The 25,234-nt window shown below is 66.3% G+C and carries 24 protein-coding genes; 11 read left to right on the forward strand and 13 right to left on the reverse strand.

The window, feature by feature from the left end; all coding sequences use genetic code 11:
* The 6 genes from NTCA1_RS17375 to NTCA1_RS17400 form a co-directional block, all read right to left on the reverse strand.
* Positions 1-1,395: a S41 family peptidase gene (locus NTCA1_RS17375; RefSeq protein ID WP_159831209.1), complete on the reverse strand. Its 1,395-nt coding sequence runs from the start codon at positions 1,393-1,395 to the stop codon at positions 1-3.
* Between the two features lie 349 nt (positions 1,396-1,744).
* Positions 1,745-3,007: a murein hydrolase activator EnvC gene (locus NTCA1_RS17380; RefSeq protein WP_236549419.1), complete on the reverse strand. Its 1,263-nt coding sequence runs from the start codon at positions 3,005-3,007 to the stop codon at positions 1,745-1,747.
* 234 nt (positions 3,008-3,241) lie between these two features.
* Entirely contained in the window at positions 3,242-3,667 is a 426-nt protein-coding gene (locus tag NTCA1_RS17385; RefSeq protein ID WP_159831210.1) for a 23S rRNA (pseudouridine(1915)-N(3))-methyltransferase RlmH, read from the reverse strand.
* 150 nt (positions 3,668-3,817) lie between these two features.
* A complete protein-coding gene (gene rsfS / locus NTCA1_RS17390) occupies positions 3,818-4,213 on the reverse strand; it encodes a ribosome silencing factor (protein WP_086490928.1) in 396 nt (131 codons plus the stop codon).
* 129 nt (positions 4,214-4,342) lie between these two features.
* Positions 4,343-5,044 (reverse strand): nicotinate-nucleotide adenylyltransferase, encoded by a 702-nt coding sequence (locus NTCA1_RS17395; protein WP_159831211.1) that lies wholly within the window; start codon positions 5,042-5,044, stop codon positions 4,343-4,345.
* Between the two features lie 30 nt (positions 5,045-5,074).
* Positions 5,075-6,394 (reverse strand): glutamate-5-semialdehyde dehydrogenase, encoded by a 1,320-nt coding sequence (locus tag NTCA1_RS17400; RefSeq protein ID WP_159831212.1) that lies wholly within the window; start codon positions 6,392-6,394, stop codon positions 5,075-5,077.
* A gap of 345 nt (positions 6,395-6,739) precedes the next feature.
* On the opposite strand from NTCA1_RS17400, the gene NTCA1_RS17405 reads away from it, so the two are divergent.
* Together NTCA1_RS17405 and NTCA1_RS17410 are read left to right on the forward strand one after the other, a co-directional pair.
* Positions 6,740-7,885 (forward strand): M23 family metallopeptidase, encoded by a 1,146-nt coding sequence (locus NTCA1_RS17405; RefSeq protein WP_159831213.1) that lies wholly within the window; start codon positions 6,740-6,742, stop codon positions 7,883-7,885.
* A gap of 4 nt (positions 7,886-7,889) precedes the next feature.
* Complete coding sequence (locus NTCA1_RS17410; RefSeq protein ID WP_086490924.1) at positions 7,890-8,315, forward strand: polymer-forming cytoskeletal protein; 426 nt, start codon at positions 7,890-7,892, stop codon at positions 8,313-8,315.
* A gap of 102 nt (positions 8,316-8,417) precedes the next feature.
* Here NTCA1_RS17410 and NTCA1_RS17415 read toward each other — a convergent pair whose 3' ends face one another.
* A complete protein-coding gene (locus NTCA1_RS17415; RefSeq protein WP_086490923.1) occupies positions 8,418-9,119 on the reverse strand; it encodes a DUF1013 domain-containing protein in 702 nt (233 codons plus the stop codon).
* A gap of 154 nt (positions 9,120-9,273) precedes the next feature.
* Positions 9,274-10,275, reverse strand: coding sequence for an NAD(P)H-quinone oxidoreductase (locus NTCA1_RS17420; protein WP_159831214.1), 1,002 nt, complete (start codon positions 10,273-10,275; stop codon positions 9,274-9,276).
* 89 nt (positions 10,276-10,364) lie between these two features.
* Between NTCA1_RS17420 and NTCA1_RS17425 the strand changes: the two genes are divergently transcribed.
* The 5 genes from NTCA1_RS17425 (at position 10,365) to NTCA1_RS17445 (ending at position 16,438) form a co-directional block, all read left to right on the forward strand.
* On the forward strand, positions 10,365-10,595 hold the full coding sequence (locus tag NTCA1_RS17425) for a DUF1192 domain-containing protein (RefSeq protein WP_086490921.1): 231 nt from the start codon (positions 10,365-10,367) through the stop codon (positions 10,593-10,595).
* Between the two features lie 176 nt (positions 10,596-10,771).
* The gene (clpA, locus tag NTCA1_RS17430; RefSeq protein WP_086490920.1) at positions 10,772-13,138 is read left to right on the forward strand and encodes an ATP-dependent Clp protease ATP-binding subunit ClpA; all 2,367 of its coding nucleotides are present in this window, start codon (positions 10,772-10,774) and stop codon (positions 13,136-13,138) included.
* Positions 13,139-13,291: 153 nt separating this feature from the next.
* A complete protein-coding gene (locus tag NTCA1_RS17435; protein WP_159831215.1) occupies positions 13,292-14,296 on the forward strand; it encodes a ligase-associated DNA damage response exonuclease in 1,005 nt (334 codons plus the stop codon).
* A gap of 66 nt (positions 14,297-14,362) precedes the next feature.
* Positions 14,363-15,970, forward strand: coding sequence for a cisplatin damage response ATP-dependent DNA ligase (locus NTCA1_RS17440; RefSeq protein WP_159831216.1), 1,608 nt, complete (start codon positions 14,363-14,365; stop codon positions 15,968-15,970).
* A 111-nt stretch (positions 15,971-16,081) separates the two neighbouring features.
* Positions 16,082-16,438 carry a group II truncated hemoglobin gene (locus NTCA1_RS17445; protein ID WP_086490985.1) on the forward strand — a complete coding sequence of 119 codons (357 nt, stop codon included), beginning with the start codon at positions 16,082-16,084 and terminating at the stop codon, positions 16,436-16,438.
* Positions 16,439-16,528: 90 nt separating this feature from the next.
* On the opposite strand, the gene NTCA1_RS17450 is transcribed toward NTCA1_RS17445, so the two are convergent.
* The 5 genes from NTCA1_RS17450 to NTCA1_RS17470 all read right to left on the reverse strand — a co-directional run bounded on the left by NTCA1_RS17450 (position 16,529) and on the right by NTCA1_RS17470 (position 20,808).
* A complete protein-coding gene (locus NTCA1_RS17450; RefSeq protein WP_159831217.1) occupies positions 16,529-16,840 on the reverse strand; it encodes a DUF167 domain-containing protein in 312 nt (103 codons plus the stop codon).
* Positions 16,840-17,400 carry a gamma carbonic anhydrase family protein gene (locus NTCA1_RS17455; RefSeq protein ID WP_086490916.1) on the reverse strand — a complete coding sequence of 187 codons (561 nt, stop codon included), beginning with the start codon at positions 17,398-17,400 and terminating at the stop codon, positions 16,840-16,842. Before NTCA1_RS17455 ends, NTCA1_RS17450 begins: the two co-directional genes overlap by 1 nt.
* Positions 17,397-17,972 carry a GNAT family N-acetyltransferase gene (locus tag NTCA1_RS17460; protein WP_086490915.1) on the reverse strand — a complete coding sequence of 192 codons (576 nt, stop codon included), beginning with the start codon at positions 17,970-17,972 and terminating at the stop codon, positions 17,397-17,399. Before NTCA1_RS17460 ends, NTCA1_RS17455 begins: the two co-directional genes overlap by 4 nt.
* Before the next feature lie 4 nt (positions 17,973-17,976).
* Entirely contained in the window at positions 17,977-18,972 is a 996-nt protein-coding gene (gene hemB, locus NTCA1_RS17465) for a porphobilinogen synthase (protein WP_159831218.1), read from the reverse strand.
* Positions 18,973-19,218: 246 nt separating this feature from the next.
* Positions 19,219-20,808 carry a M23 family metallopeptidase gene (locus tag NTCA1_RS17470; protein WP_236549420.1) on the reverse strand — a complete coding sequence of 530 codons (1,590 nt, stop codon included), beginning with the start codon at positions 20,806-20,808 and terminating at the stop codon, positions 19,219-19,221.
* Between the two features lie 197 nt (positions 20,809-21,005).
* Here NTCA1_RS17470 and NTCA1_RS17475 point away from each other — a divergent pair, with 197 nt between their 5' ends.
* From NTCA1_RS17475 to NTCA1_RS17490, 4 genes are all read left to right on the forward strand, one after another.
* Positions 21,006-23,585 carry a helicase-related protein gene (locus NTCA1_RS17475; RefSeq protein ID WP_159831275.1) on the forward strand — a complete coding sequence of 860 codons (2,580 nt, stop codon included), beginning with the start codon at positions 21,006-21,008 and terminating at the stop codon, positions 23,583-23,585.
* 14 nt (positions 23,586-23,599) lie between these two features.
* A complete protein-coding gene (locus NTCA1_RS17480) occupies positions 23,600-23,896 on the forward strand; it encodes an RNA-binding S4 domain-containing protein (RefSeq protein WP_086490913.1) in 297 nt (98 codons plus the stop codon).
* A 15-nt stretch (positions 23,897-23,911) separates the two neighbouring features.
* Complete coding sequence (gene fdxA / locus NTCA1_RS17485) at positions 23,912-24,250, forward strand: ferredoxin FdxA (RefSeq protein WP_086490912.1); 339 nt, start codon at positions 23,912-23,914, stop codon at positions 24,248-24,250.
* Positions 24,251-24,591: 341 nt separating this feature from the next.
* On the forward strand, positions 24,592-25,125 hold the full coding sequence (locus NTCA1_RS17490; protein WP_054442043.1) for a CarD family transcriptional regulator: 534 nt from the start codon (positions 24,592-24,594) through the stop codon (positions 25,123-25,125).
* Positions 25,126-25,234: the final 109 nt, after the last annotated feature.

The following is a 25,234-nucleotide window of genomic DNA, read 5'->3' on the forward strand; positions in this document are numbered from 1 at the left end:
TCAGTCCTTCTGCGCGGTCTTTGGGGCGGCGGGCACCGTCGCGGGCGGCGCGGTGTAGCGGGCCAGCGCCGGCTTGCCCGCGGTGCGCCGCAGCGTATCGATCGCGTAAGTCAGCTGGAAGTCCTCGATGCCCTGCTTCTTCAGGTCCTCTGCCGAAGCCTTGAAGCGCGGATCGTCGGCCTTGTCGGTTTCCAGTTCCTTGTCGTCCAGCGAGGCCTCGTTGATGAGATGGCCGCGCAAGTCGGATTCGCGCACCGCCCGCTCCGCACGCGCGCGCGCATCGGGATCGGAAAGCTGCGGAACCTTGATGTCCGGCTGGATGCCGCCTTCCTGCACCGAATGGCCCGAAGGGGTGAAGTAACGCGCCGTGGTGAGCTTCACCGCGCTGTTCTTGTCCAGCTGGATGAACGACTGCACCGAACCCTTGCCGAAAGTGCGCTCGCCCATGACGACCGCGCGGTGCTGGTCCTGCAGGGCACCGGCGACGATCTCCGAAGCCGAGGCCGAACCCGCATCGACCAGCACGACGATCGGCATGCCCTTTACGACATCGCCCTTGAACATCGATTCGGCCCGGTAATACTGGTTCTCGCTGGCGATGCGGCCGCGCTGGGATACGATCACGCCCTTGTCGAGGAAGAGGTCCGACAGCGCCACCGCCTCGTCCAGCGAACCGCCAGGGTTGGAGCGCAAGTCCAGCACGATGCCGTCGAGCTTGGAGCCCTTGGTCGCGGCCTGTTTCTTGAGGTCGGCAATGCCCTTGTTCACGAAATTGCCGACATCGCGCGAGAACTCGTTGACCGAGATCACGCCCACTTCGTTCTTCAGTTCCCAGGTGACCGGCTCAAGCTCGATAACGCCGCGCGTCACGCTGACGTCGAACGGTTTGTCGCGGCCGGGGCGGAAGATCGTCAGGCGGATCGAGGTTCCTGCCTCGCCGCGCATCTTGGACACCGCCTCGTCAAGGTCGCGCTCGTAATAGAGCACGCCGTCGAGATGGGTGATGTAGTCGCCCGCCTTGAGGCCCGCCTTTTCCGCAGGGCTGCCCTTGAACGGCGAGACGATCTTCACCGCCCCGTCATCTTCCACCACCGACAGCCCGAGCCCGGTGTAATTGCCGTCGATCATCGTCTCAAGACGCTGGAGCGAGGGACCGTCGAGGTAGTTGGAATGGGGATCGAGACTGGCGAGCATGCCGTCGATCGCACCCTTGATGAGCTTGTCGTCGTCAACCTGATCGACGTAGTTCGCCTTGACCAGTTCGTAGATCGTGAAGAGCTTGCTGAATTCGGGATTCACGCGGCTGTCCACCGCGGCAAGACCGGACGTCGCCACGGGAAGGGCGGCAACGGCCGACACCAGCAGGGCAGCGCGCATCAGGGGGGCGAATTTCATCGGGCGATAAGGCCTTTTCGTACGTCACGCCGGCCGGGAGCCGGGAGGAATTCCTGACTGTAATCCTACAGGGCCGCGCACACAATTGCCAAGAACGGCGTGGCGGGCATGGCTGCAATATAGGAGATCGGGATGAATGGGAGCAGTCTGTTTGAAAATCCGTTGCAGGCGGATTTTAGCGGCACCGGCGCGAGTCTTTTGTTTGGTGCGCTCGTCACATCCGTGACGAGCTTGCGGCACCGGCCCACGCCCCCACCCGACCTCCCACGAGTGTATCCTGATGGGAGGTCGGGTGGGGGCGTGGGCCGGTGCCGCATCAAAAATGCCCTTCCGGGCATTTTTGAAAAAATCACAACGAGCGAATGTACCGCAATGGGTTCACCGCCTCGCCCTGTCGCCGCAGTTCCACCATGACACGGGGGTCGCCGGGACCGGTCGTGCCGATCGGCGCGCCCGCCACGATCTGGCGCCCGACGTCGGCATCCAGCCGGGAAAGCCCGGTCACGAGCGAGGTCCAGCCGCCCGGATGCTCGATGATGACGATCCGCCCATAACCGCGATAGGGGCCGGCAAAGGCCACGCGCCCGGCGGCAGGGGCGACGACTTGCGCATTGGCCCGCGTCGCCAGGGTCAGCCCTCGCGAGGGCGCCTGCCCCGGCAGCATCTCGCCGAAACCGGTCAGCAGCCGTCCAGTGACGGGCAGCATGTAGCTGGCAAGGCCTTCGGGCACTGGCACGAACTGCGATGCCGCGATCACCCGTGTCTCTTCGGGCCGGGGCGGACGCATGGTCGGGCCCGGCAGGGCTGCCAGTTGCGCGCGCAGTTCGCCCTGTTCGCCCATGCTCTCGACCAGATCGCCCAGATCACGGGCCTTCTCCGCCAGCGCCAGCGCCCGTTCGCCCTCGCGCGCGGCAATGCCGCTGGCGGCGCGGCCCGCCAGACGCTGGCGCGATTCGAGAATCGCAAGATCCCGGCGCCGCGCGCGCATCTCGCCTTCCATCTGCGCCAGTTCATGACCGGCCGCGCGGGCCTGTTGCTCCAGCGCGCGGCCCCGCTCGATCTCGGCGCGCAAGGCCCGCGTGCGGCGCTCCACTTCCGGCAGCATCGTGTCCATCAGGGCACGCAAGTAGACGGCATCGCGCACCGACCCCGGACGCAGCACCGCCAGCAGCGGCGGACGGCGCGAAAGCCGCTGGAGCGAACCGGTCAGCCGCGCGAGCGGCGCCTGCTTTTCCGCAAGCCGCTCGCGCAAGTCCACGCGTTGCAGCGCGATCAGCCGGACTTGCGCGCGCTGGGCGGCGATGGCCGCTTCGGTTTCCTGGATGCGCGCGGCCACGGCGGCGGTTTCCCGCGCGGTCCGTTCGGCCTGCTCGCTGACCTGGCGCGCCTTCTGCTCCAGCTTTTCGGCACGGCGGCGCGCAGCATCGCTTTCGCGCCGGGCCACCAGCATCTCGCGCTGCACCGAAGTCGCATCGGCCGCCGGATCGAGCACCGCCAGCGCGCCGGTTTGGGTCAAAGCCTTCTGGGTCAGAGCCTGCCCGCCAAGCACGGCCATGCCGACCGCGAACGCGGCCGTGGCGGTGATCAGGAGGTTTCGGGACGCGGGTTTCACGCCGGGATGACTAGGCCAGCGCGAGTCCCGCGAAAAGAGGAAAGCACGCCGCTTTCGGGAGATAATCCTCGCGGCGACGGCATGCCTCTGTCCCGCGAGAAAGGTGAGCACGCCGGACTACCGTCATCCTGAACTTGGTTCAGGATCCATTTCTGACCATCGACGGCAGTTAGATCGGCAAGATGGATCCTGAACCAAGTTCAGGATGACGAATTGAGAGAAGGAAGATTCCCCTCACCCCGACCGATGATAGGGATGGCCCGCCAGAATCGCCGTCGCCCGCCAGAGCTGTTCGGCCAGCATGGCGCGGGCCATGAGATGGGGCCAGGTCATCTTGCCGAAGCAGAGCAAGTGGTCGGCGCGGGCCCGGGCCTCGTCGCCGTGGCCGTCGGCAGCGCCGATCAGGAAGCGGCACTCGCGCACGCCCTCGTCGCGCCAGCGGCCGAGCAGGGCCGCGAATTCTTCGGAACTCATGGCCTTGCCGCGCTCGTCCAGCAGGACCTCGCGGCAGGGGGTATGCTGCGGCGGGGGCACTTTTCCGCCCACGTCCGGCAGCTCGCTATGCCGGAACGGCCAGGTCAGGCGCTTGGCATAGCGATCGAGCAGTTCGCCTTCCGGCGAACGCGCAATCTTGCCGCGGGCGATGATGTGAAGAAGCATGATTGCTGGAACTCGGGACCGGAGATCGGGAAAAGCCCCGGGGACTCCGAAGACGCAACTTTATCGCCACGCCTCAGGAATGCCTGTCGGGCCCGGCCAGGGGCCGGGCATCGGCTTTATCCGCCTTCTCCGATCGACCTTGGGTGCGGCTCAGGCCGCGCCGGAAGGTCCGTCGAAGCCCCACATCCTCTCCAGGTTGTAGAAGCTGCGCACTTCGGGACGGAAGAGATGAACGACAACGCCGCCCGCATCGACCAGCACCCAGTCGGCAGCCGGAAGGCCTTCGACGCGCGAGTTGCCGAAGCCGCCATGTTTGAGGCGTTCGCCAAGCTTCTGCGCCATGGCCGCCACCTGACGGGTCGAACGGCCCGAGGCGATCACCATGAATTCGGCAATGCTCGACTTGCCGGCAAGATCGATGGTCACGATGTCCTGCGCCTGGTCGTCGTCCAGGGACTGCAGGACGAGGGCCAATTGCGGGTCGTCCGACTCGACCTTGGGGGGCGTTGCGCCGGTGGAAGCCGGCTGTATCTGTGCCTGTGGCATCTTAAGTAGGGTCTGCTCCTTTCAGCGACCGACCCGGCCGGGCATGGAATGCCCCCGCCGCGCGCGATCTGATCATTGGATTTCCGGGTACACGAAGAGAGGCATGCGAACGAGAGGCTGGAAGCCTGCTCACGCTGCATCTCCGGGTATCGGGCGGTGGGTGACGTCATCTCTCAGCGAACCGGCATTCCCGGATTCCACGTTACCCGAGCCAGCCTGCGGAAGCCTGTTCATCAGCTTCCGGGCCCACTCGGGATCGGCCTGGCGTATCGCCGTGGCCGACCGCGTATCGGGGTCGAATCGCAATGCCACCAGCGCGGGTGCGCTCCACCTTCCCGGACCACGAAGACTGGAGTGGGGCCTCCGGGACCTCCCCAACCAGGCCATCGCGGGGCTCGCGAGGGCAGCGCCATCATACCCCGGACGCGCGATAACCGCAATCGGCATGAGTCGGGCGATGGTCCGCCAGTCCTTCCACTGATGGAACTGGGCCAGATTGTCGGCGCCCATGAGCCAGAGGAAGCGGCATTTGGGATAGCGCCGGACCAGCTTTTTCAGCGTGTCGACCGTGTAGCGCGTACCCAGTTCGCGCTCGATCGCGGTGACCCGGATCGGCGCGCGGCGCGCCTGCCTGCGCGCCGAAAGCACCCGCGCGGCCAGCGGCGCCATGCCCGCCTTCGGCTTCAGCGGATTGCCTGGCGAGACCAGCCACCAGACCTCGTCCAGCCCCAGCGCCCCGGCCGCGAACAGGCTGATGCGCCGGTGCCCGCCGTGGGCCGGGTTGAAGCTGCCGCCGAGCAGGCCGACGACCGGGCCTTTGCGGTCAGGCATGGAAAGGACTCACGCGGCGGCGCGCAAGGATCAGGGCCGTTCCTGCCCGGTGCCGCGCACCAGCCACTTGTAGGTCGTCAGCCCTTCCAGCGCGACCGGTCCGCGGGCGTGGAGGCGGCCGGTGGCGATGCCGATCTCTGCGCCCAGCCCGAATTCGCCGCCGTCGGCAAACTGGCTGGAGGCATTGACCATGACGATGGCGCTGTCGACTTCCGAGAGGAACCGCTCGGCAGCAGCGGGATCGGCGGCGACGATCGCATCGGTATGGTGGGAGGAATGCGCCGCGATGTGGTCCATCGCCGCGTCCAGCCCGTCCACCACCGCCACCGACAGCACCGCGTCGAGATATTCGGTGTCCCAGTCCTCGTCGGCGGCGGGAAGCACGCGCGAATCGAGCGCCTGGGCGCGGGCATCGCCGCGCAGTTCGCAGCCCGCGTCGGCCAGCGCCCGCACCACTTCGGCCGAGGCCGGGAACTGGGTATCGATCAGCAGGGTCTCCATCGACCCGCAGATGCCGGTGCGCCGCAGCTTGGCGTTGAGCGCGATGCCGCGCGCCATGTCCGCCTCTGCCGAGGCATGGATGTAGGTGTGGCAGATGCCGTCGAGATGCGCGAGTACCGGCACGCGGGCATCGGCCTGGACGCGGGCTACCAGGCTCTTGCCGCCGCGCGGCACGATCATGTCGATCAGGCCCGCCGCCGTCAGCATGGCGCCGACCACCGCGCGGTCCTGCGTGGGCACGAGCTGGACCGCCGCAGCGGGCACGCCCGCCTGTTCGAGGCCCGAAACCATTGCCGCCAGTATCGCGCGATTCGAATGAAGCGCCTCGCTGCCGCCGCGCAGCAGCACGGCATTGCCTGAACGCAGGCACAGGGCAGCGGCATCGGCGGTGACGTTGGGGCGGCTTTCGTAGATGATGCCGATCAGGCCGATCGGAATGCGCACGCGCGAGAGCCTGAGCCCGTTGGGCCGCTCGCTCTCGGAAATAACCTCTCCGACCGGATCGGGCAGCTGCGCCACTTGCTCCACCGCATCGGCGATCCCGGCCAGACGCGCGGGATCGAGGCGCAGGCGATCGAGCATGGCCCCGGTCAGGCCCTTGGCCTCACCCGCCGCGATATCCTGCGCGTTGGCTTCCAGAATCGCCGGCTGTGCCGCGCGCAGCGCTGCCGCCGCCGCGCGCAGGGCATTGGCCTTCTGCGCATCCGTCAATCGTGCCAGCGCGCGCTGGGCAGCCCGGCCATCGGCAGCCAGACGCGCGACCAGAGCCACGGAGAGAGCTTCTGGCGCTTCCTGCGCCTGATGTTCGGCGACCTGATGTTCGGCGGATATCGTGCTCTGAAGGGTCATATGCAGCGGACTAGCACCGATGAACTGCACTGTCACCGACCGACCGCCCGCGCTTGAGCGCTAGTAAAAAGTATTTGAAAAATCGCACTTTTTTGACGAATCACCCAAAACGGTAGATGAACGGCCCGGCGTGTAATCGCCACGGGTTCCTCGCTTCGTCGCACGGAATCGTCGTTTCAGCCGGATTCCGCAAGGACTCACGGCCAGTCGATTCGCCTTGCCGCCCCGCCCCTGCTAGCCCGCCAGCCCGAGTGCAAGCCCCAATTCGGGCCGAAAAATAAGTCGCCAACGAAATTTACGCCCGGAGAAACTTACGCGGGCCAGAGAAACTTACGCGGGGTCGTTTTGAAACTCACATCTGCCGGGGCGCTGTCGAAGCGCCTGAAGGCGGCATTCCCGGATCGCGAGCTGATCGTTCGGTCGCAGGGGCAGGTCCGCTTCATTCGCATCTCTTCGGGCGTGCAGAAAGCCGCCGCAGGCGTGGCCCTCTCGCTGGCCGGCGTATGGTGCGTATCGATGGGCGCTCTGGCCTTCTCGCAGTTCTCGGCCAGCAGCGAACACGCTGCCCTCGCCGCGCGGGAGGCACAAGTCGCCACCGCCGCCGGCAAGGTACGGAAGTTCCGCAACGACCTGGACGGCACCGTGGCCGACCTTTCCCGCCGCCAGCAGTTCATCGAGAAGATGATCGACGCCCATATCGGTGAGCTTCCCGAAGAAGACGCCGGAGCGCCCGACGCCGAAGGCGGCAAGCCCGCAGCCTCCAAGATCAGCGCCTCCACCATCGACGGAAACCTGCCCGAAGCCGGAAAGCTCGCCCGGATCGAAGCCGGACAGGTCGCGCTGGTCGATCGCCTGACGCGCTATGCCGATCGCCGTGCCGCGCTGGCTTCCGACACGATCCGCAACCTCGGCCTCAACCCTGCTCCGATGATGGCCCGCGCCCGCTCCAAGGTTGCCGAAGGCGGCCCGCTGGAAGCCCTCGCCACCGGCGCCGACGGTTCGCTCGATCCGCGCTTCAAGCGCCTCGGCCTCAGCCTTGCCCGCATGGACGCGCTGGAAAACGGCCTCGCCTCGATCCCGCAGGTCCAGCCCGCCCACGTCGCCTATGTTTCCTCGAGCTACGGCTACCGCTCCGACCCCTTCACCGGAGGCGCTGCGTTCCATGCCGGTCTCGACTTCCCCGGCCCCATGGGCTCGCCGATCTACGCCGCCGCCAAGGGCAAGGTCTCCTTCGTGGGCCAGCGCCAGGGCTACGGCAACTGCATCGAGATCAGCCACGGCAATGGCCTGATGACCCGCTACGGCCACCTTTCCGCGTTCGGCGTCCGCGTCGGGCAGGCGGTGGACGGCGGAACCCGCATCGCCGCGATGGGCAGCACCGGCCGCTCCACCGGCCCCCACCTTCACTTCGAAGTCCGGGTCAACAATCGCCCGATGAATCCGCGCCCCTTCCTGGAGGCCGCCCGCAACGCTCAGCAAGAAGCCCGATAGAACCATGGTCAAGAACTTCTCCAGCCACCGTACCGGCCCGACTTCGGGCTTCTCGATGCTCGGCAACGACATCACGATCGCGGGCAACATCGAAGCCTCGGCCGATCTTCACATCGACGGCCGCGTGATCGGCGACATCACCTGCAAGGCCCTGGTCCAGGGCGAGGAAAGCGAGATCGCCGGCGGTGTTTCCGCCGAATCGGTCCGCATCGCCGGAATCGTGCGCGGCACGATCACCGCCCGCGAAGTGGTGATCCTCAAGAGCGCACAGATCATCGGCGACGTCGCCTACGACGCGCTCACCATCGAACAGGGCGCGCGCCTCGAAGGTCGCCTCAGCCCCAACGGCGGGCAGATGCCCCCCGCCCTCGCCCGCCTGCCCCACGCAGGTTCGAGCAGCGAGGCGGAAGTCGTCATCGCCGCCGAGTGATCCGCCGCCATAAGGCGCACAACGAAAAGGCCCGCGACAGTCACCTGTCGCGGGCCTTTTCGTATTCAGGTCGGTGAGGAGGAGGCGATCGCTCGCCCCCGATCACTCTTCCCCGGCAGCTTCGGCAGCACGCTTGGCTTCGAGCCATGCGGCGACTTCGGCTTCCTGCGCGGCTTCGCTGGCGGCGCGCGAGGCGGCCTCACGCTCTGCGCGCAGTTCGTCGATCAGGGCCTGGCGATCGTCGACCAGGCGCTCGTCGGTCTGGCCCTCACCCTCGATACCGGCCTTCTTGGCGGCCTTGAAGACGATGAAGTCCAGTTCGCGCTGCGAGCAGAGACCCAGGGTAACCGGATCCTTCGGCGTGATATTGGCGATGTTCCAGTGCGAACGGTCGCGGATCGCGGCGATGGTGTTGCGGGTGGTGCCGATCAGCTTGCCGATCTGCGCGTCCGAAACCTCGGGATGGTTGCGCAGGATCCAGGCGATGCCGTCCGGCTTGTCCTGACGCTTGGAGACCGGGGTGTAGCGCGGGCCCTTGGTGCGGTTCGAAGTGACCGGCACCTTGTGCATGCGCAGCTTGTATTCGGGGTTGGCCTGCCCCTTCTCGATCTCTTCCATCGTCAGCTCGCCCGAACGAACGGGGTCGCGCCCGGTGTACTTGCTGGATGCCAGATCGTCGGCCATCGCCTGCACTTCGAGCATGTGCAGGCCGCAGAATTCGGCGATCTGCTCGAAGGTCAACGCGGTGCTGTCGACCAGCCACGAGGCGGTCGCGTGCGGCATCAGCGGAGTGGGCTGGCTCATGTCTCTATCTCCGGCGGAAACAATAAGGGCCGCCCCTTCGCGGAGCGGCCGTACAGAGCCGATTTAGGCAATCTTTGTGCATTCGGCAAGCAAAACCCTTGCTTTCGGCAACTCGATTCTGCCCTTTGCCGCCACGATTCGACCGGAAACGCCGTCAGATCTCCAGCACGATCTTGCCGACATGGTCGCCCGCCTCCATCCGCGCATGGGCGGCGGCGGCGTCCTTCAGCGGGAAGCGGGCATCCATCACCGGACGCAGCACGCCTTCCTCGACCAGCGGCCAGGCATTGGCGCGGATCTCCTGCGCCAGCAGCGCCTTGAACGAATCCGACCGGGGACGCAGGGTCGATCCGGTCAGCGTGTAGCGCCGCGCCATGACCACGGCCATGTTGATCTCCGCCCTGGCGCCGCCCTGGACGGCGATGGTGACATGGCGGCCATCGGGTGCAAGGCACTTGAGATTGCGCGTGACGTAGTCGCCCGCGATCATGTCGAGCACGAGGTCCACGCCCCTGCCCTCGGTGATCCGCGCCACTTCCGCCACGAAGTCGGCCACCTTGTAGTCGATCGCATGGTCCGCGCCGATTTCCAGCGCCCGCGCGCACTTGTCGGGCGAGCCGCAAGTGACGATCACCGTAAGGCCGAACTGGCGGCAGAGCATCGTCGCCATCGTGCCGATGCCGCTGGTGCCGCCGTGGATGAGGATCGTCTCCCCCTCCCGCGCCCAGCCGCGTTCGAAGACATTGTGCCAGACGGTGAACAGGGTTTCCGGCAGGGCCGCCGCCTCGTCCATGGCCAGCGATTCGGGCACCGGCAGGCAGGCGCCGACTTTGGCCAGGCAATATTCCGCATAACCGCCGCCCGCCACCAGGGCACAGACCTTGCGGCCCACATCCAGCTCCGTCACCCCTTCTCCCAGGGCCACGACCTGCCCGGAGATCTCCAGCCCCGGCAGCGGTGAGGCGCCGGGCGGCGGCGGGTATTTCCCTTGCCGCTGCACCACATCGGGCCGATTCACGCCCGCGAAGGCTACCTTGACGAGGACCTCGCCCGGTCCCGGCACAGGCACCGGCACGGTCACGGGCTGGAGAACCTCGGGACCGCCGGGCGCTTCGAAGCCGATCGCGGTCATGGTCTTGGGTGAGTTAGCTAACATACCTATCCTGTTGCCACAGTCCCACTTTGAAGTGGAACATATTTTCTGGCCATTGACAGGTCTAAAGTACAGTCCGATGCTGCGGTGCAATGGACGAGGACGATCGACCGCGGCGGCGGTCGCCCGAAGGAGACTTCGGAGCCGCCAGCCTTCTCGCCAGCGAAAGCCTGGATCGCTTTTCGCTGGACGAACTCGATGCACGCATCGTTCTTCTCGAATCGGAAATCGAACGGATCAGGGCACATCGCCAGAAAGCCTCTGCGCACATGCGCGCGGCGGAGGCGCTGTTCAAAACCCCATTCAGGCCGGATCAAGCATGATCGGCGCCACACTGGATCCGATCCTTTCACGTCACCCTCGCAACCCTTCGGAGTGTCCCTATATATGAAATGAAACCCAGCCCTCCCAACACTCATCCGCCCATACTCTGGCCCCATACTCTGACGAGGCCGGGTTCGGGCAAGGAGAGTCCCCCTCCCAAATGAAAGTTTTCTAGATGCCAAGTTTCGCGCAAAGCCTGGAAAAGACACTGCACTCGGCCCTGTCGCACGCTTCCGAGCGCAGCCACGAGTATGCCACGCTGGAGCACCTGCTGCTCGCCCTGATCGACGATCCGGATGCGGCACAGGTCATGCAGGCATGCGGCGTGGAGCTTGGCGACCTCGGTGACGTGGTCCGTCAGTATCTCGACCAGGAATACCAGTCGCTCAAGACCGAGGAAAAGGGCGATCCCGCCCCCACCGCAGGCTTCCAGCGCGTGATCCAGCGCGCCATTCTCCACGTCCAGTCCTCGGGCAAGGACACCGTCACCGGCGCCAACGTGCTGGTCGCGCTGTTTTCCGAGCGGGATTCCTACGCCGTCTACTTCCTGCAGCAGCAGGACATGAGCCGCCTCGACGCCGTCAGCTATATCAGCCACGGCATCGGCAAGGGCGGCAAGCGCGTGGAAGACCGCAATCCCAAGGGCAGCGAGGAACATGCCCCCACGCCCGAGGAAAAGGCCGAGGCCAAGAACGCGGGCAAGAAGGATTCCGCGCTCGACCAGTTCACCGTCAACCTCAACGAGAAGGCGCTGAACGGCAAGGTCGATCCGCTGATCGGCCGCGGCCCCGAAGTGGACCGCACGATCCAGATCCTGTGCCGCCGTTCGAAGAACAATCCGCTCTACGTGGGCGATCCCGGCGTGGGCAAGACCGCCATAGCCGAAGGCCTGGCGCGCAAGATCGTCGAGGGCGAAGTGCCCGAAGTCTTGGCCGAAGCGGTCATCTACTCGCTCGACATGGGCAGCCTGCTGGCGGGCACCCGCTATCGCGGCGACTTCGAGGAACGGTTGAAGCAGGTCGTCTCCGAACTGGAGAAGATGCCCCACGCGATCCTCTTCATCGACGAGATCCACACGGTGATCGGCGCCGGCGCCACCAGCGGCGGCGCGATGGATGCCTCGAACCTGCTCAAGCCCGCGCTGTCGGGCGGCACGATCCGCTGCATCGGCTCCACCACCTACAAGGAGTTCCGCAACCACTTCGAAAAGGACCGCGCCCTGCTGCGCCGGTTCCAGAAGATCGACGTGAACGAGCCGACGGTGGAAGACACGATCAAGATCCTGCGCGGCCTGCGCTCGGCCTTCGAGGAACACCACAAGGTCAAGTACACGCCCGATGCGATCAAGACCGCCGTCGAGCTTTCGGCCCGCTACATCAACGACCGCAAGCTGCCCGACAAGGCGATCGACGTGATCGACGAAGTCGGCGCGATGCAGATGCTGGTGCCCCCCAGCCGCCGCAAGAAGACGATCACCGCCCGCGAGATCGAGGCCGTGATCGCCACCATGGCGCGCATCCCGCCCAAGTCGGTCAGCTCCGACGACAAGAAGGCGCTGGAGAATCTCGAACGCGACCTGAAGCGGGTGGTGTTCGGGCAGGACAAGGCGATCGGCGTCCTGTCCACCGCGATGAAGCTCAGCCGCGCGGGCCTGCGCGACCCGGACAAGCCGATCGGCTCGTTCCTGTTCTCCGGCCCCACCGGCGTCGGCAAGACCGAAGTGGCCCGCCAGCTCGCCTCGATCATGGGCATCGAGCTGAAGCGCTTCGATATGTCGGAATATATGGAGCGCCATTCGGTCAGCCGCCTGATCGGCGCGCCTCCGGGCTATGTCGGCTTCGACCAGGGCGGGTTGCTGACCGATGCGATCGATCAGAATCCGCACTGCGTGCTGCTGCTCGATGAAATCGAGAAGGCCCACCCGGACCTTTTCAACATCCTGCTCCAGGTGATGGACAACGGCCGCCTGACCGACCACCACGGCAAGACCGTGGACTTCCGCAACGTGGTCCTGATCATGACCACCAATGCGGGCGCGTCCGACATGGCCCGCCAGGGCATCGGCTTCGGCGACACCTCCAAGGCGGATGCCGGGGACGAGGCGGTGAAGCAGATGTTCACGCCGGAATTCCGCAACCGTCTCGATGCCATCGTGCCCTTCGCCTACCTCGCCAAGGACACGATCAGCCGGGTGGTGGACAAGTTCATCCTTCAACTGGAACTCCAGCTGGCCGACCAGAACGTCCACATCCAGTTCGACTCCGACGCGCGCACCTGGCTGGGCGATCGCGGCTACGACAAGCTCTACGGCGCGCGCCCGATGGGCCGCGTGATCCAGGAGAAGGTCAAGCAGCCGCTGGCGGAAGAACTGCTGTTCGGCAAGCTGGCCCACGGCGGCGAAGTCCATGTCTCGGTGAAGGAAGACGGGCTGAACTTCGAACTGACCCCCGCCGCCCCCAAGGTGGTGGGCAAGAAGAAGGCCCCGGCCAAGAAGTCCTCGAAAAAGCCCGGCCCACAGCCGGAAGCCAACGCGGACGATTGAGGTCATTTCTCCCGTCTCAGGGGGCTTCGACAGGCTCAGCCTGAGCGGGAGGAGATGACAGAATTCCAGTCGCTCGGGCTGAGCTTGTCGAAGCCCAGGCGTGACGTAAAAAATGGGGTGGGAACCACGCGGTTCCCGCCCCATTTTTCATCCATGGCCCGCGATTTCTCCTGGATCAGACCCGAACCCTGGGGAATCCATGTCGTCCCCGCCGATTGCTGGATCGACCCCAGCCGCCCCGTGGACCGGGCGCTGGTGACTCATGGCCATGCCGACCATGCCCGCGGCGGGCACAGCGAAACCGTGGCCACCCCGGAAACGCTCGCCATCATGAAGCTGCGCTATGGCACCGACGAAGGCGCGGTGCCGGTCGCCTACCGCGAGACGCTCCGTCTGCGCGGCGGCGTATCCGCCACGTTCGTGCCCGCCGGGCATGTCCTCGGCTCCGCGCAGATCCTGCTGGAACATGCGGGCGAGCGGATCGTGGTTACCGGCGATTTCAAGCGCCGCCCCGATCCCACCTGCCCGCCTTTCGAAGTGACGCCCTGCGACGTGCTGATCACAGAGGCCACGTTCGGCCTTCCGGTATTCCGCCACCCCCCGGTCGAGCACGAGATTGCCAAGCTGCTCGCCGCCCTCGCCGCCAATCCCGACCGCTGCGTGCTGGTCGGCGCCTATGCGCTCGGCAAGGCCCAGCGCCTGATTGCGGAGCTGCGCCGCGCTGGCCATCATAAACCGGTCTATCTGCACGGCGCGATGGAGCGCATGTGCCGGCTCTACGAGGAAATCGGCGTCGATCTGGGCGAACTGCGTCTGGTCAGCGACGTCGCCAAAGCGGATCTCGCGGCAAGCGTGGTGATCGCGCCGCCCTCAGCTCTCAACGACCGCTGGAGTCGCCGCCTGCCGGACCCGGTCACGGCGATGGCCTCTGGCTGGATGCGCGTGCGCCAGCGCGCCCGGCAGCGCATGGTCGAACTGCCGCTGGTGATTTCCGACCATGCCGACTGGGACGAACTAACTCAGACCGTGATCGACGTAAATCCGGCGGAAACCTGGATCACCCACGGCCGCGAGGAAGCGATGCTGCGCTGGTGCCAGCTGAACCAGCGCAAGGCGCGGGCGCTGGCACTGGTGGGGTACGAGGATGAAGATGACTGAGATGTCGCGAGTACCCTCGTCACGCTTCGTAAGGTTCGATATGTCTGGCCCATTGAGCCACTGCTGATGGAACGCTTCGCCGCCCTCCTCGACGCGCTGGTCTACACCCGCAGCCGCAATGCCAAGCTCCGGCTCCTGGCCGATTACTTGCGCGAGACGCCCGACCCCGATCGCGGATGGGCGCTGGCCGCGCTGACCGACGGTCTCGACTTCCCGGCCGTGAAGAGTTCGACGATCCGCAACCTGATGAGCGAGCGGATCGACCCCGTGCTCTGGACCCTGAGCCGCGACTATGTGGGCGATTCCGCAGAGACCGCCAGCCTGCTCTGGCCCAATCCCGCAACACCTTCCGATGGGGCACCCTCCGTCAGCGAGGCGGTAGACGCCCTCGCCCGCATGACTCGCGCCAACGTCATGACCGAGCTGCCCCATCTGCTCGACCGGCTCGATGCCGAGGGACGCTATGCCCTGCTGAAGCTGGCGACCGGCGCGATGCGAATCGGCATTTCCGCCCGTCTCGCCAAGACCGCTTTCGCGCAGGCTTTCGGCGTTTCGGTGGAAGACGTGGAAGAGCACTGGCATGGCCAGCAGCCGCCCTATCTCGCCCTGTTCGACTGGGCGGCGCGCGGCGCGGCCGCGCCGAGTTCCGAAGACCTGCCGCTATTCCGCCCCTTCATGCTCGCCCATCCGCTGGAGGATGCGCAGCTCGACCTTGCCGACTATGCCGCCGAGTGGAAGTGGGACGGCATCCGCGTGCAGGTGGTCCGCGTCGCCGGGGACACGCGGGTCTATTCCCGATCCGGCGACGATATTTCCGGCACATTCCCCGAGATCGCTGCCGCACTTCACGTCGATGCGGTGCTGGACGGCGAACTGCTGGTCCGGGGCATCCACCAGGGCGGCGAGGAAGGCGGCGCCGCCAGCTTCAACGCGCTTCAACAGAGGCTCGGCCGCAAGCTGGTGTCGAAGAAGATGCTGGCGGAATATCCCGCTTTCGTGCGGCTCTACGATGCCCTGATCATCGAGGGGGAGGACTTGCGCGCCCTCCCTTGGCACGCGCGCCGCGCCCGCCTTGAAGCGCTTTCGGCCCGTCTCGATCCCGAACATTTCGACCTGAGCACCGTAATCCCCGCCGCCGACTTCGCCGAACTGATCAGGATCCGCGAAGGCGCGCGGGACAATGCCATCGAGGGCCTGATGCTCAAGCGCCGGGACAGCGCTTATGTCGCAGGCCGCAAGACCGGGCTCTGGTACAAATGGAAACGCGATCCGCTGCTGATCGACTGCGTGCTGATGTACGCCCAGCGCGGCAGCGGCAAGAGATCCTCGTTCTATTCCGACTTCACTTTCGGCTGCTGGGACGGTGATCCTGATGCTGGCCCTGATTCTGGCGCCGAACTGCTCCCGGTCGGCAAGGCCTATTTCGGATTCACCGACGAGGAACTCAAATGGCTGGACCGCCACGTCCGCAGCCATACCGTCAACCGCTTCGGCCCGGTGCGCGAGACGGACAAGTCGCTGGTGCTGGAAGTCGCTTTCGATTCGGTCCATCTCAGCAAGCGCCACAAGTCCGGCCTTGCCATGCGCTTTCCCCGCATCCACCGCATCCGCATGGACAAGCCAGCCCATGAGGCGGATCGGATCGAAACCCTGAAGGCGATGGTCCGGGATTGACCCGCATCAAGTTCCACGTGGAACAGACCCGCTAGAAGGCAGGCTCCCTTCCTGCGTGTGAAAGACCTGCCCGTGCCCAGAACGCCCGACGCCCCCACCACCCCGCACGACATGATCGGCGGCGCGCCCGTGTTCGAAGCGATCGCGAATCGTTTCTACGATCTCATGGAGCAGGATCCGGCCTATGCCGCGCTGCGGGCGATGCATGCCGAGGATCTGGCGCCGATGCGCCGGTCCCTCCCCCGCTTCCTCGCCGGTTGGGCCGGAGGACCGCGCGACTGGTTCGAGGCCAATCCCGGCAAATGCATGATGAGCCTGCACCGGGATTTTCCCATCGATCGCACCACGGCCGATCAATGGGCCCAAGCGATGACCCGCGCCATTGCCGATATCGCGCCAAAACCGGCGAACGTGGCACAGGCGATGACCGATGTGCTGACCCGCATGGCCCGGAACATGGCGCGTTGACTCTATAAGGCGGCAGAGAACCACGCCCGCTCATCCTGAGCTTGTCGAAGGATGGATGATGAAGGGGCAGTCCAGTGCCCCTCCACCATGCTACGCATGGTCCCCCTCCCCGGCACGGGGAGGAAGTTCCACGTGGAACAGCTTTTCGCGGGACGTGGCGCCGCGCAGCAGTTCGACGCGGGACGGGGCCAGATCCATCGCCGCCGCGATCAGGGCGCGCACGGCCTCGTTGGCCTTGCCGTCCTCCGGCTTGGCCCTGACCTTCACCAGGAGGCGACCTTCGACGATCTCCAGCGTTTCCACTTTGGCCCCGGGGGTAACGCGCACCGCAAGGCGCCCCTCCCCATCGAGCAAAGCGCGAACGGCCTCGGCAGTCGGTAGCGCAACCTTGGCCCTGGCCATCAGTCCTTCAGTCCCAGCGCCTCGGCATGGCGGCGGCCGCGTTCGACATAGGCCTGGACGCCCGCCTGGTTCGCCGCGATCGCCGCATCATCAAGATCGCGCGCATACTTCGCCGGGCGGCCCATCCACAGCTGCCGCGCCCCGATCCGCTTGCCGGTAAGCTGCGCGCCGGCCGCCAGCATGCCGTCCGATTCGATATGACTGCCATCCATGACGATCGCGCCAAGCCCTACGAAAGCGCGGTCCTCCAGCGTGCAGCCATGGACCATGGCCATGTGCCCGATCAGCACGTCCTCTCCGATCAGGGTGGGGTAGCCTTCCGGCCGCGAAGGCTTGGGGCTGTCGCAGTGAATCACCGAGCCGTCCTGCACATTGGTCCGCGCGCCGATGACGATGCGGTTCACGTCGGCGCGGATCACGCAATTGTACCAGATGCTGACGTCCGGCCCGATCTCTACGTCACCGATGATGCGGCAGCCGGGCGCGATGAAGGCGCTCGGATGAACGCGCGGTGCCTTGCCGCCGAAAGCGAGCACGGTCACGTCGCTGCGATTCGTCATGTCCTCTGCGCACTCCATTCCGCATGGGTGATCGAATAGACGATGGTGTGGCGCAGCGGCGGTTCGAAGCGCAAATCGTCGTAGTCGAGTTCCTCACGGCGACGCATGCCGAGGCGGCACATCAGGCCCCAGCTCGGCGCGTTTTCGATCACGGTGATGGCGAAGATCTCCTTCGCGCCGAACCGATCGAATCCGGCATCGAGGGAAGCCGTGGCGGCCTCCTTCGCATAGCCCTTGCCGTGGGAATCGCTGCGCAGGCGCCAGCCGATCTCGAATTCACCGGGGAACGAGGCCCCCGGCGCATCGATCTTCTTGAGCCCGCAGAAGCCCAGCATCTCGCCGGAGAAATCGCCGCCGTCGGCCTTGCGCTCGACGATCCAGAACGTGTGGCCATGGCTCTCGTGGAGGGCCAGCATGCGGCCTTCCGAAGCCGCCAGCCGCTCCGCGTCCATCACGCCGCCCAGCCAGCGCATGACCTCCGGCGTATTGGTGACTTCGGCAAAGCGGGCCATGTCCCCGGCACGCCAGTTGCGCAGCACCAGCCGCTCGGTCTCCAGCCTGAAGTCCGTCACGGCGTCACTTTCGAAGCAGGCGCGCGGCGTGGACGGCGTGATAGGTCAGCACCCCGGAACAGCCCGCGCGCTTGAAGGCCAGCAGCGTTTCCAGCACCATCGCATCGCGGTCCGCCGCGCCGGCTGCCACTGCCGCCTCGATCATCGCGTATTCGCCGGAGACCTGATAGGCGAAGACGGGAACCTCGAACGTCTCCTTCACCCGGCGCACGATATCGAGATAGGGCAGTCCCGGCTTCACCATCACGCTGTCCGCGCCTTCGGCCAGGTCCATCTCGACCTCGCGCAGCGCTTCCTCGGTATTGGCGGGGTCCATCTGGTAGGTCTTCTTGTCGCCCTTCAGCAGCCCGCGCGTGTTCACCGCATCGCGGAACGGGCCGTAGAAGGCCGAGGCATACTTGGCGGCATAGCTCATGATCTGAACGTTGACGAAGCCCTCGTCCTCCAGCGCATCGCGGATCGCGCCGATGCGGCCGTCCATCATGTCGGAAGGCGCGATGATGTCGGCCCCGGCGCGCGCCTGATTCAGGGACTGGCCGACCAGCACCGCGATGGTCTCGTCATTGAGGACATAGCCGTCCGGCCCCAGCAGCCCGTCCTGCCCATGGTTGGTATAGGGATCGAGCGCCACGTCGGTCAGCAGGCCGATCCGGTCGCCAAGCTCCGCACGGATGGCGCGCAGGGCGCGGCACATCAGGTTGTCGGGATTGAGCGCCTCGGCGCCGTCATCACTGCGGCGCTCGGGCTGGGTATCCGGGAACAGGGCAAGGCAGGGAATGCCGAGATCGGCAGCTTCCCGGGCGCGCTCCACCAGCAGGTCCACCGACCAGCGCGAGACGCCGGGCAGCGAGGCGATCGGCTGCTCGACGCCCTCGCCCTCGGTCACGAAGACCGGCCAGATGAGGTCTGCCGGGGTCAGCACCGTCTCGCGGTACATGGCACGGCTCCAGGCCGTGGAGCGCGCGCGGCGCAGGCGGGTGTGGGGATAGGATCCGGTCATGGCCGCCTGATTGCCGGAAAAGTCCGGTCGGTTCAATGTGACGGACTGTCCAAGGGGACGCAGGCCAAGGGCATGCGGGCGATTCCCCCTCACCCCGCTCAGGCTGAGCCTGTCGAAGCCCCCGGCGGCGTGGCGCAATGCCCCCATCCTTCGACAAGCTCAGGATGAGCGCCCTTCGACAAGCTCAGGATGAGCGGAGCTTTGGCGGAAAGCAGCAGGGCATCACTTTCGGCGAAAGGCCCGCGCCTATTCCCCCGCCCCCGGCGCCAGCTTGTCGATTTCCCGCAGCGCATCCGCCTGCGTTTCCGCGGGCGCGGCAATGGCGGCCAGGGCCTCGCCGGGCTGGATGCCCAGCATCGCGCCCAACTTCGCGCGGAAGGCGTCCTTTTCCTTGCCGTCGATCTGCGGACGCGAGACGAAGCGCAGGCCTGCCGGGTTGATCGTGCGGCCGCCGCGATAGGCTTCGAAATGGAGGTGCGGCCCGGTCGAGAGTCCGGTCGAGCCGACATAGCCGATCACCTGCCCGGCCTTGACCCGCGCGCCGCGCTTCACCGCGATCCGGCTCATGTGGCCATAGCCGGTATCGAGCCCGCCGCCGTGGCCAAGGCGTACATAGTTGCCGTGGCCGCCGTGCCGCCCCGCGAAGTTCACCACGCCGTCCGCCACCGCATAGATCGGCGAGCCGTAGCGCGCGCCGTAATCGATCCCCGCATGCATCCGCACGAAGCCGAGAATCGGATGACGGCGCTTGCCGTAAGGCGAAGTCATGTGCCCGGCCACGGGCGCCCCGCCCGGCGCGCCCCGCGCCTGGGTGAGCGCGGAGGACGCGATCATCTGGCCGTCCTTGCCCCAGCGCAGCAGTTGCACGCGCGGCTTGCCGCCATGTTCGAGGCCTGCATAGAGCAGGCTGCCCACCTCGCGCTCGCCCTTGGCCGAACGCTTGTAGGCCACGACGATGTCGAACTGGTCCTGCGCGGCGATATCGCTTTCCAGGCTGAGATACTTATCGACGGCGCGCAGGTAGTCCTGGATCGCGCCGACCGGCGCCCCGGCATTGCGCGCCGAACGATAGAGACTCGAACCCACCGTGCCGCGAATGCGCAGCGGCGTCTCGTCCACCCGGATCGGATGGCGGATCAGCGCGAGTCCGCCGCCGGGGCGGCGCTCGACCGAAAGATCGAGGTCGAAGCGGGCGCGAAAATCCATCGAATCGAGCACGCGCGGCGCATGGGCCGCAGGACGGCGGCCCATGGTGATGTCGAAGCGCGTGCCCGAGGCGAGATCGTCCACCGGCACGGCCTGGCCGATCAGCCCGGTGATCTGAGAGACGTCCCCCGCGCCTACCCCGACACGCTCCAGCATGCGGGCGAAACTGTCCCCCTGCCCCAGGGTCGAGACCAACTGGATCGAGGGCCGCTCCGGCACATTGGCAAGCGGACGGACCAGCGGACTGGCCCCCATGTGGCGCCCGCTGTCGGCGCCGAGCGCCAGCGGCGAGATGGTCTGGCTGCGGAATTCGTCGCGGCTGCGATCGGCCAGCGGCGTCGCCGCCTCCACAGCGGAAAAGTCGGGCCACATCGCCAAGGCGGCGGCGCCCAGCCCCAGCATCGTCGCGAGGCCCCGGAACCAGCGGCGGCTGCCAATGTCGCAGGCCAGGTCGGGCGCGATCTCCACCTCGTGGCACCAGCGCTCGACGGCGTGCTTCCAGCGGGAGAGCCGCGGCTTTCCGGCAAGTCCTGAGGACTCGTTCGTCGCGGAATCCTGCAGCATCTGGTCGTGCGAAAGCGCCGCGACATGCGCGGTTGCTTCCCCAGAGTGCTCCAGCCCCTTGAACAAGATGCGCGTTTCCCACCGCAAGAATATGCCGCCACTAATGGCGAGAAGGACTCCTCCGATCCCGCAGGGAGCCCGATGTCCGAGGGCGCTTCTGCCCCTTCAAGGTTAATCTCCCGCTAATTCCGTGGATTTTCACCCTCCTTTCGACGAGCCGAGACTTGCGGGGGGCTGGAGGCGGTGCCACATTCGCCCTCATAATGGTTCACGACCGGCATGCCTCGTCGCGAAAGGACGCCCCCAGCGGGGTGAAGGCGGTGCTCGGTCCCACGAATACCGGCAAGACTCACCTCGCCATAGAGCGCCTTTGCGCCCATTCCAGCGGGGCCATCGGCTTCCCGCTCCGCCTGCTCGCGCGTGAGGTCTACGACCGCGTCTGCAAGATCAAGGGCGAGAAGAACGTCGCCCTGATCACCGGCGAGGAGCGCATCGAACCCAAGGACGCGCGCTACCTGCTCTGCACCGTGGAAGCGATGCCGGTAACGGAGCGCAGCCTCGCCTTCGTCGCCATCGACGAGGCCCAGCTCGGCGCCGACCGCGAGCGCGGCCATGTCTTCACCGACCGCCTGCTGCACGCGCGCGGGCGCGAGGAGACGATGATCCTCGGCTCCTCCACGCTGGAACCCATGGTGAAGGCGCTGGTGCCGGACGTGGAAGTGGTGACGCGCCCGCGCTTCTCCACCCTCACCCATGCCGGATCGAAGAAGCTTTCCCGCATCCCGCCCCGCAGCACCATCGTCGCCTTCTCGGCCGAGCAGGTCTACGCCATCGCCGAGATGCTGCGGCGCTTCCGGGGCGGCGCCGCCGTGGTCATGGGGGCGCTGAGCCCGCAGACGCGCAATGCCCAGGTCGCGCTCTACCAGTCGGGCGAAGTGGATTACCTCGTCGCCACCGACGCCATCGGCATGGGCCTCAACCTCGATGTCGAACATGTCGCCTTCGCCGGACTCTCCAAGTTCGACGGCCAGCGCCACCGCCGCCTTACGACCTCCGAGATGGCCCAGATCGCCGGGCGCGCAGGGCGGCACCAGAAGGACGGCACCTTCGGCACCCTCACCGGCTCCGGCGGACACGATTCCGAATTCGAACCGGACGAAGTCTACGCGATCGAGGAACACCGCTTCCCGCCGCTGACGAAACTGTTCTGGCGCGACCCGGAGCCGCGCTTCGACAGCGTGGCCATGCTGATTTCGGACCTCGAAACCCCGCCCGGCCGCGATGGATTGGTGCTCGCGCCCGAGGCGATCGACCTTGCCGTGCTCAAGCGTCTCTCCGAAGACGGCACGGTGATGGACAGCCTACACGGCCAGGCCATGGTGCGCCGCTTCTGGGAAGTCTGCCGCCTGCCCGATTTCCGCCAGCAGGGGGTGGAGACTCATTCGCGCTTCGTCGCCCGGCTCTGGCAGGATCTGAGACACGGCGAACTCGGCGCCGACTTCATCGCCCAGCAGATCGCCAGGCTGGACCTGACCGGCGGCGACATCGATACCCTCCAGGGCCGCATCGCCGCGATCCGGTCCTGGGCCTATATCGCCCAGCGCCCGGACTGGGTGCTCGCCCGCGAGGAAATGGCCGCCCGCGCCCGTGCCGTGGAGGCTCGCCTTTCCGATGCCCTCCATGGCAAACTCACCGAACGATTCATCAACCGCAGGACCGCCGTGCTCATGAAAAAACTCGGCCCCGACGCCGGACTGCTCTCGGTCCGCCTCGAAGAGGCGGAAGTGCTGGTCGAAGGCGAGCACATCGGCTCGCTCCACGGCTTCGCCTTCCAGGTCGATCCCGCCGCCCGGCTTTCCGACCGCAAGCTGCTGCTGGTCGCCGCCGAGCGTCACTTGCCCGCGCTGCTCCAGTCCCGCGCCGAAGCGCTGACCGCCGCGATTCACGAAGGCGTCGCCCCACTCGCGCTGGAAGGTGGCCGCCTGACCTGGGAGGACGAGAAGATCGCCGCGCTATCGGCGGGACGCTCGCTGCTCGCCCCCGTGCTGGTGCCGGACCGCGTGCTCGATGCGATTCCCGCGCCTGCCCGCAAGGCGCTGGTGGCGGCACTCGAAGCCTGGCTGGTCACCGCGCTGGAACCGCTCGCGCCGCTGCTCAAACTCGACGAGGCGAGCCGGGCCGAGGATGCCGGGCCGGACCTGCGCGCCCTGCTCATCACCCTGGTCGATCGCGGCGGCATGACCGCGCGCGACGGTTCCGGTGTGGACCGGCTCGACAAGAATCGCCGCACGATGCTGGCCAAGCTGGGCGTGCGCGTCGGCGCGCTCGACCTGTTCGTCCCGGTCATGCTGCGCCCCGGCCCGATCGCGCTCTGGCGCCAGCTTGCGAAGATCGCCGGAAAGGACGTGCCCGGCGGCGAGCCGGATCCGGCGATGCCGCCCACCATGGATGCCGCGAAACGCCACAAGGCGCCCGGCTATCGCAATCTCGGCAAGCAGTTGATCCGCCTCGACATGGCGGAAAAGCTGCTGCGCGAGGCGCACGAGGCGCGCTCCGCCGCCAGCGGCAATAGGGGCCCCTCGCGCTCCTTCTCGCTCGATCCGGCCCGCGCCGTGTCCATGGGCCTGACCACGGCCTCCTATGCCCGGCTGCTGCGTTTCGGCGGATTCCAGGCGCTGATGCCCCGGCCTCTGCCGGAAGGCGCCCACGGCGCGCCTGCGCCGGTACGCTGGCGCTGGCGCCCGCCGCAGCGCCAGCAGGAGCGCGAGGTCCAGACCGCCCGGCCCGATCCCAGGCGCAGCGACAGCGCTTTTGCGGCGCTGGGCGAACTGCTCGGCAGATAGAAAGAGAGGCAGGCATGAGGATCGACAAGCTTCTCTGGTTCCTGCGTCTCGTCAAAACGCGTCCCCTTGCCCAGACATTGGCCGAAGAGGGCCATATGCGGCTCAACGGACGCCGCGTGGAACGGGCCCATCAGAAGGTCGTGACCGGCGATGTGCTGACCCTGCCCACAGCTGGAGGCGTGCGGGTGATAGAAATCCTTTCCCTTCCAGAGCGCCGCGGGCCTGCCCCCGAGGCACAGGCCTGCTACAGAGTGCTTGACGCGGGGGCAGATGTTCCCATAGCAGCGGCCAACCGAAACGAGGCCTTCTAAGAGGAATACGCAGCCATGACTTATGTCGTCACCGACAATTGCATCCGGTGCAAGTACATGGATTGCGTCGAGGTCTGTCCGGTGGACTGCTTCTACGAGGGCGAGAACATGCTCGTCATCAATCCCAGCGAATGCATCGATTGCGGCGTCTGCGAGCCGGAATGCCCGGCCGAGGCGATTCTGCCCGATACCGAGAGCGGCCTTGAGCAGTGGCTGGAACTGAACGCCAAATATTCGGCGGAATGGCCCAACCTCACCACCAAGAAAGACGCCCCGGACGACGCCGACGCCATGCGCGGCGAGGAAAACAAGCTCGAAAAATATTTCTCGCCCGAACCCGGCGAAGGCGACTGATCGCCGCGGGGAGGCGCCCGTCCGCGAGGGCAGGTTTCCCCAAGGACTGAGGGACTTGGCGGGCCGGATTGACCCGCATCGGCACATTTCGGGGCGGGCTGCGGTTAAACGCATGCTCGCCTCTGGTAATTTTGTCACATCGATGCTATATAATCCAGCAACTGCCCGGGCCTTCTGCCCGTCTGGCAGGCATTTGCATTGCGAGGCAGGGTTCGAAAGCAAACGGCTGGGAGAGGTATCTGACCGGGCGGCGAAGGCGCTTTTGCGTTTTCAAGTCGCACCCACCCGGGTTTCTCTCACCGTAAGTATGGCAACGGATCTTGCAGGTGAAAGGACGATACATGGCAACCAGGGCCGATGCCTTCGATGTTGGAGATTACGTCGTTTATCCCAAGCACGGCGTAGGCCGTGTGATCGAGCTCCAGAAGCAGGAAATTGCCGGGATGCAGCTCGACCTTTATGTGCTGCGTTTCGAGAAAGAACGCATGACTCTCCGCGTTCCCGTGAACAAGGTCGAATCGATCGGCATGCGCAAGCTGTCGTCGGACAAGACCCTGCGCGAAGCGCTCGATACGCTCAAGGGCAAGCCCAAGGTGAAGCGCACCATGTGGTCGCGCCGTGCCCAGGAGTACGAAGCGAAGATCAATTCGGGCGACCTCGTATCGATCGCCGAAGTGACTCGCGACCTGTTCCGCGCCGACGATCAGCCGGAGCAGAGCTATTCCGAGCGTCAGATCTTCGAAGCGGCCTCGTCGCGCCTGGCCCGCGAACTCGCGGCCATGGAAAAGACCGACGAACCGGCAGCCCTCAAGAAGATCCTCGCGATCCTCAACGAGTACGCACCGAAGTATTACGAGAGCGCTGAAGCAGTCTGACCAGACGCAGCGTTAACTCGCAGGCAAAGGGGCCGCTTCCACACCGGAAGCGGCCCCTTTCGCTTTGTGGGATATTTGGACGGATCGACATTCAGCCCATGCGGGCCTG

The organism is Novosphingobium sp. TCA1 (genome assembly GCF_009811895.1).
GTDB classification, from domain to species: Bacteria; Pseudomonadota; Alphaproteobacteria; order Sphingomonadales; family Sphingomonadaceae; genus Novosphingobium; species Novosphingobium panipatense_A.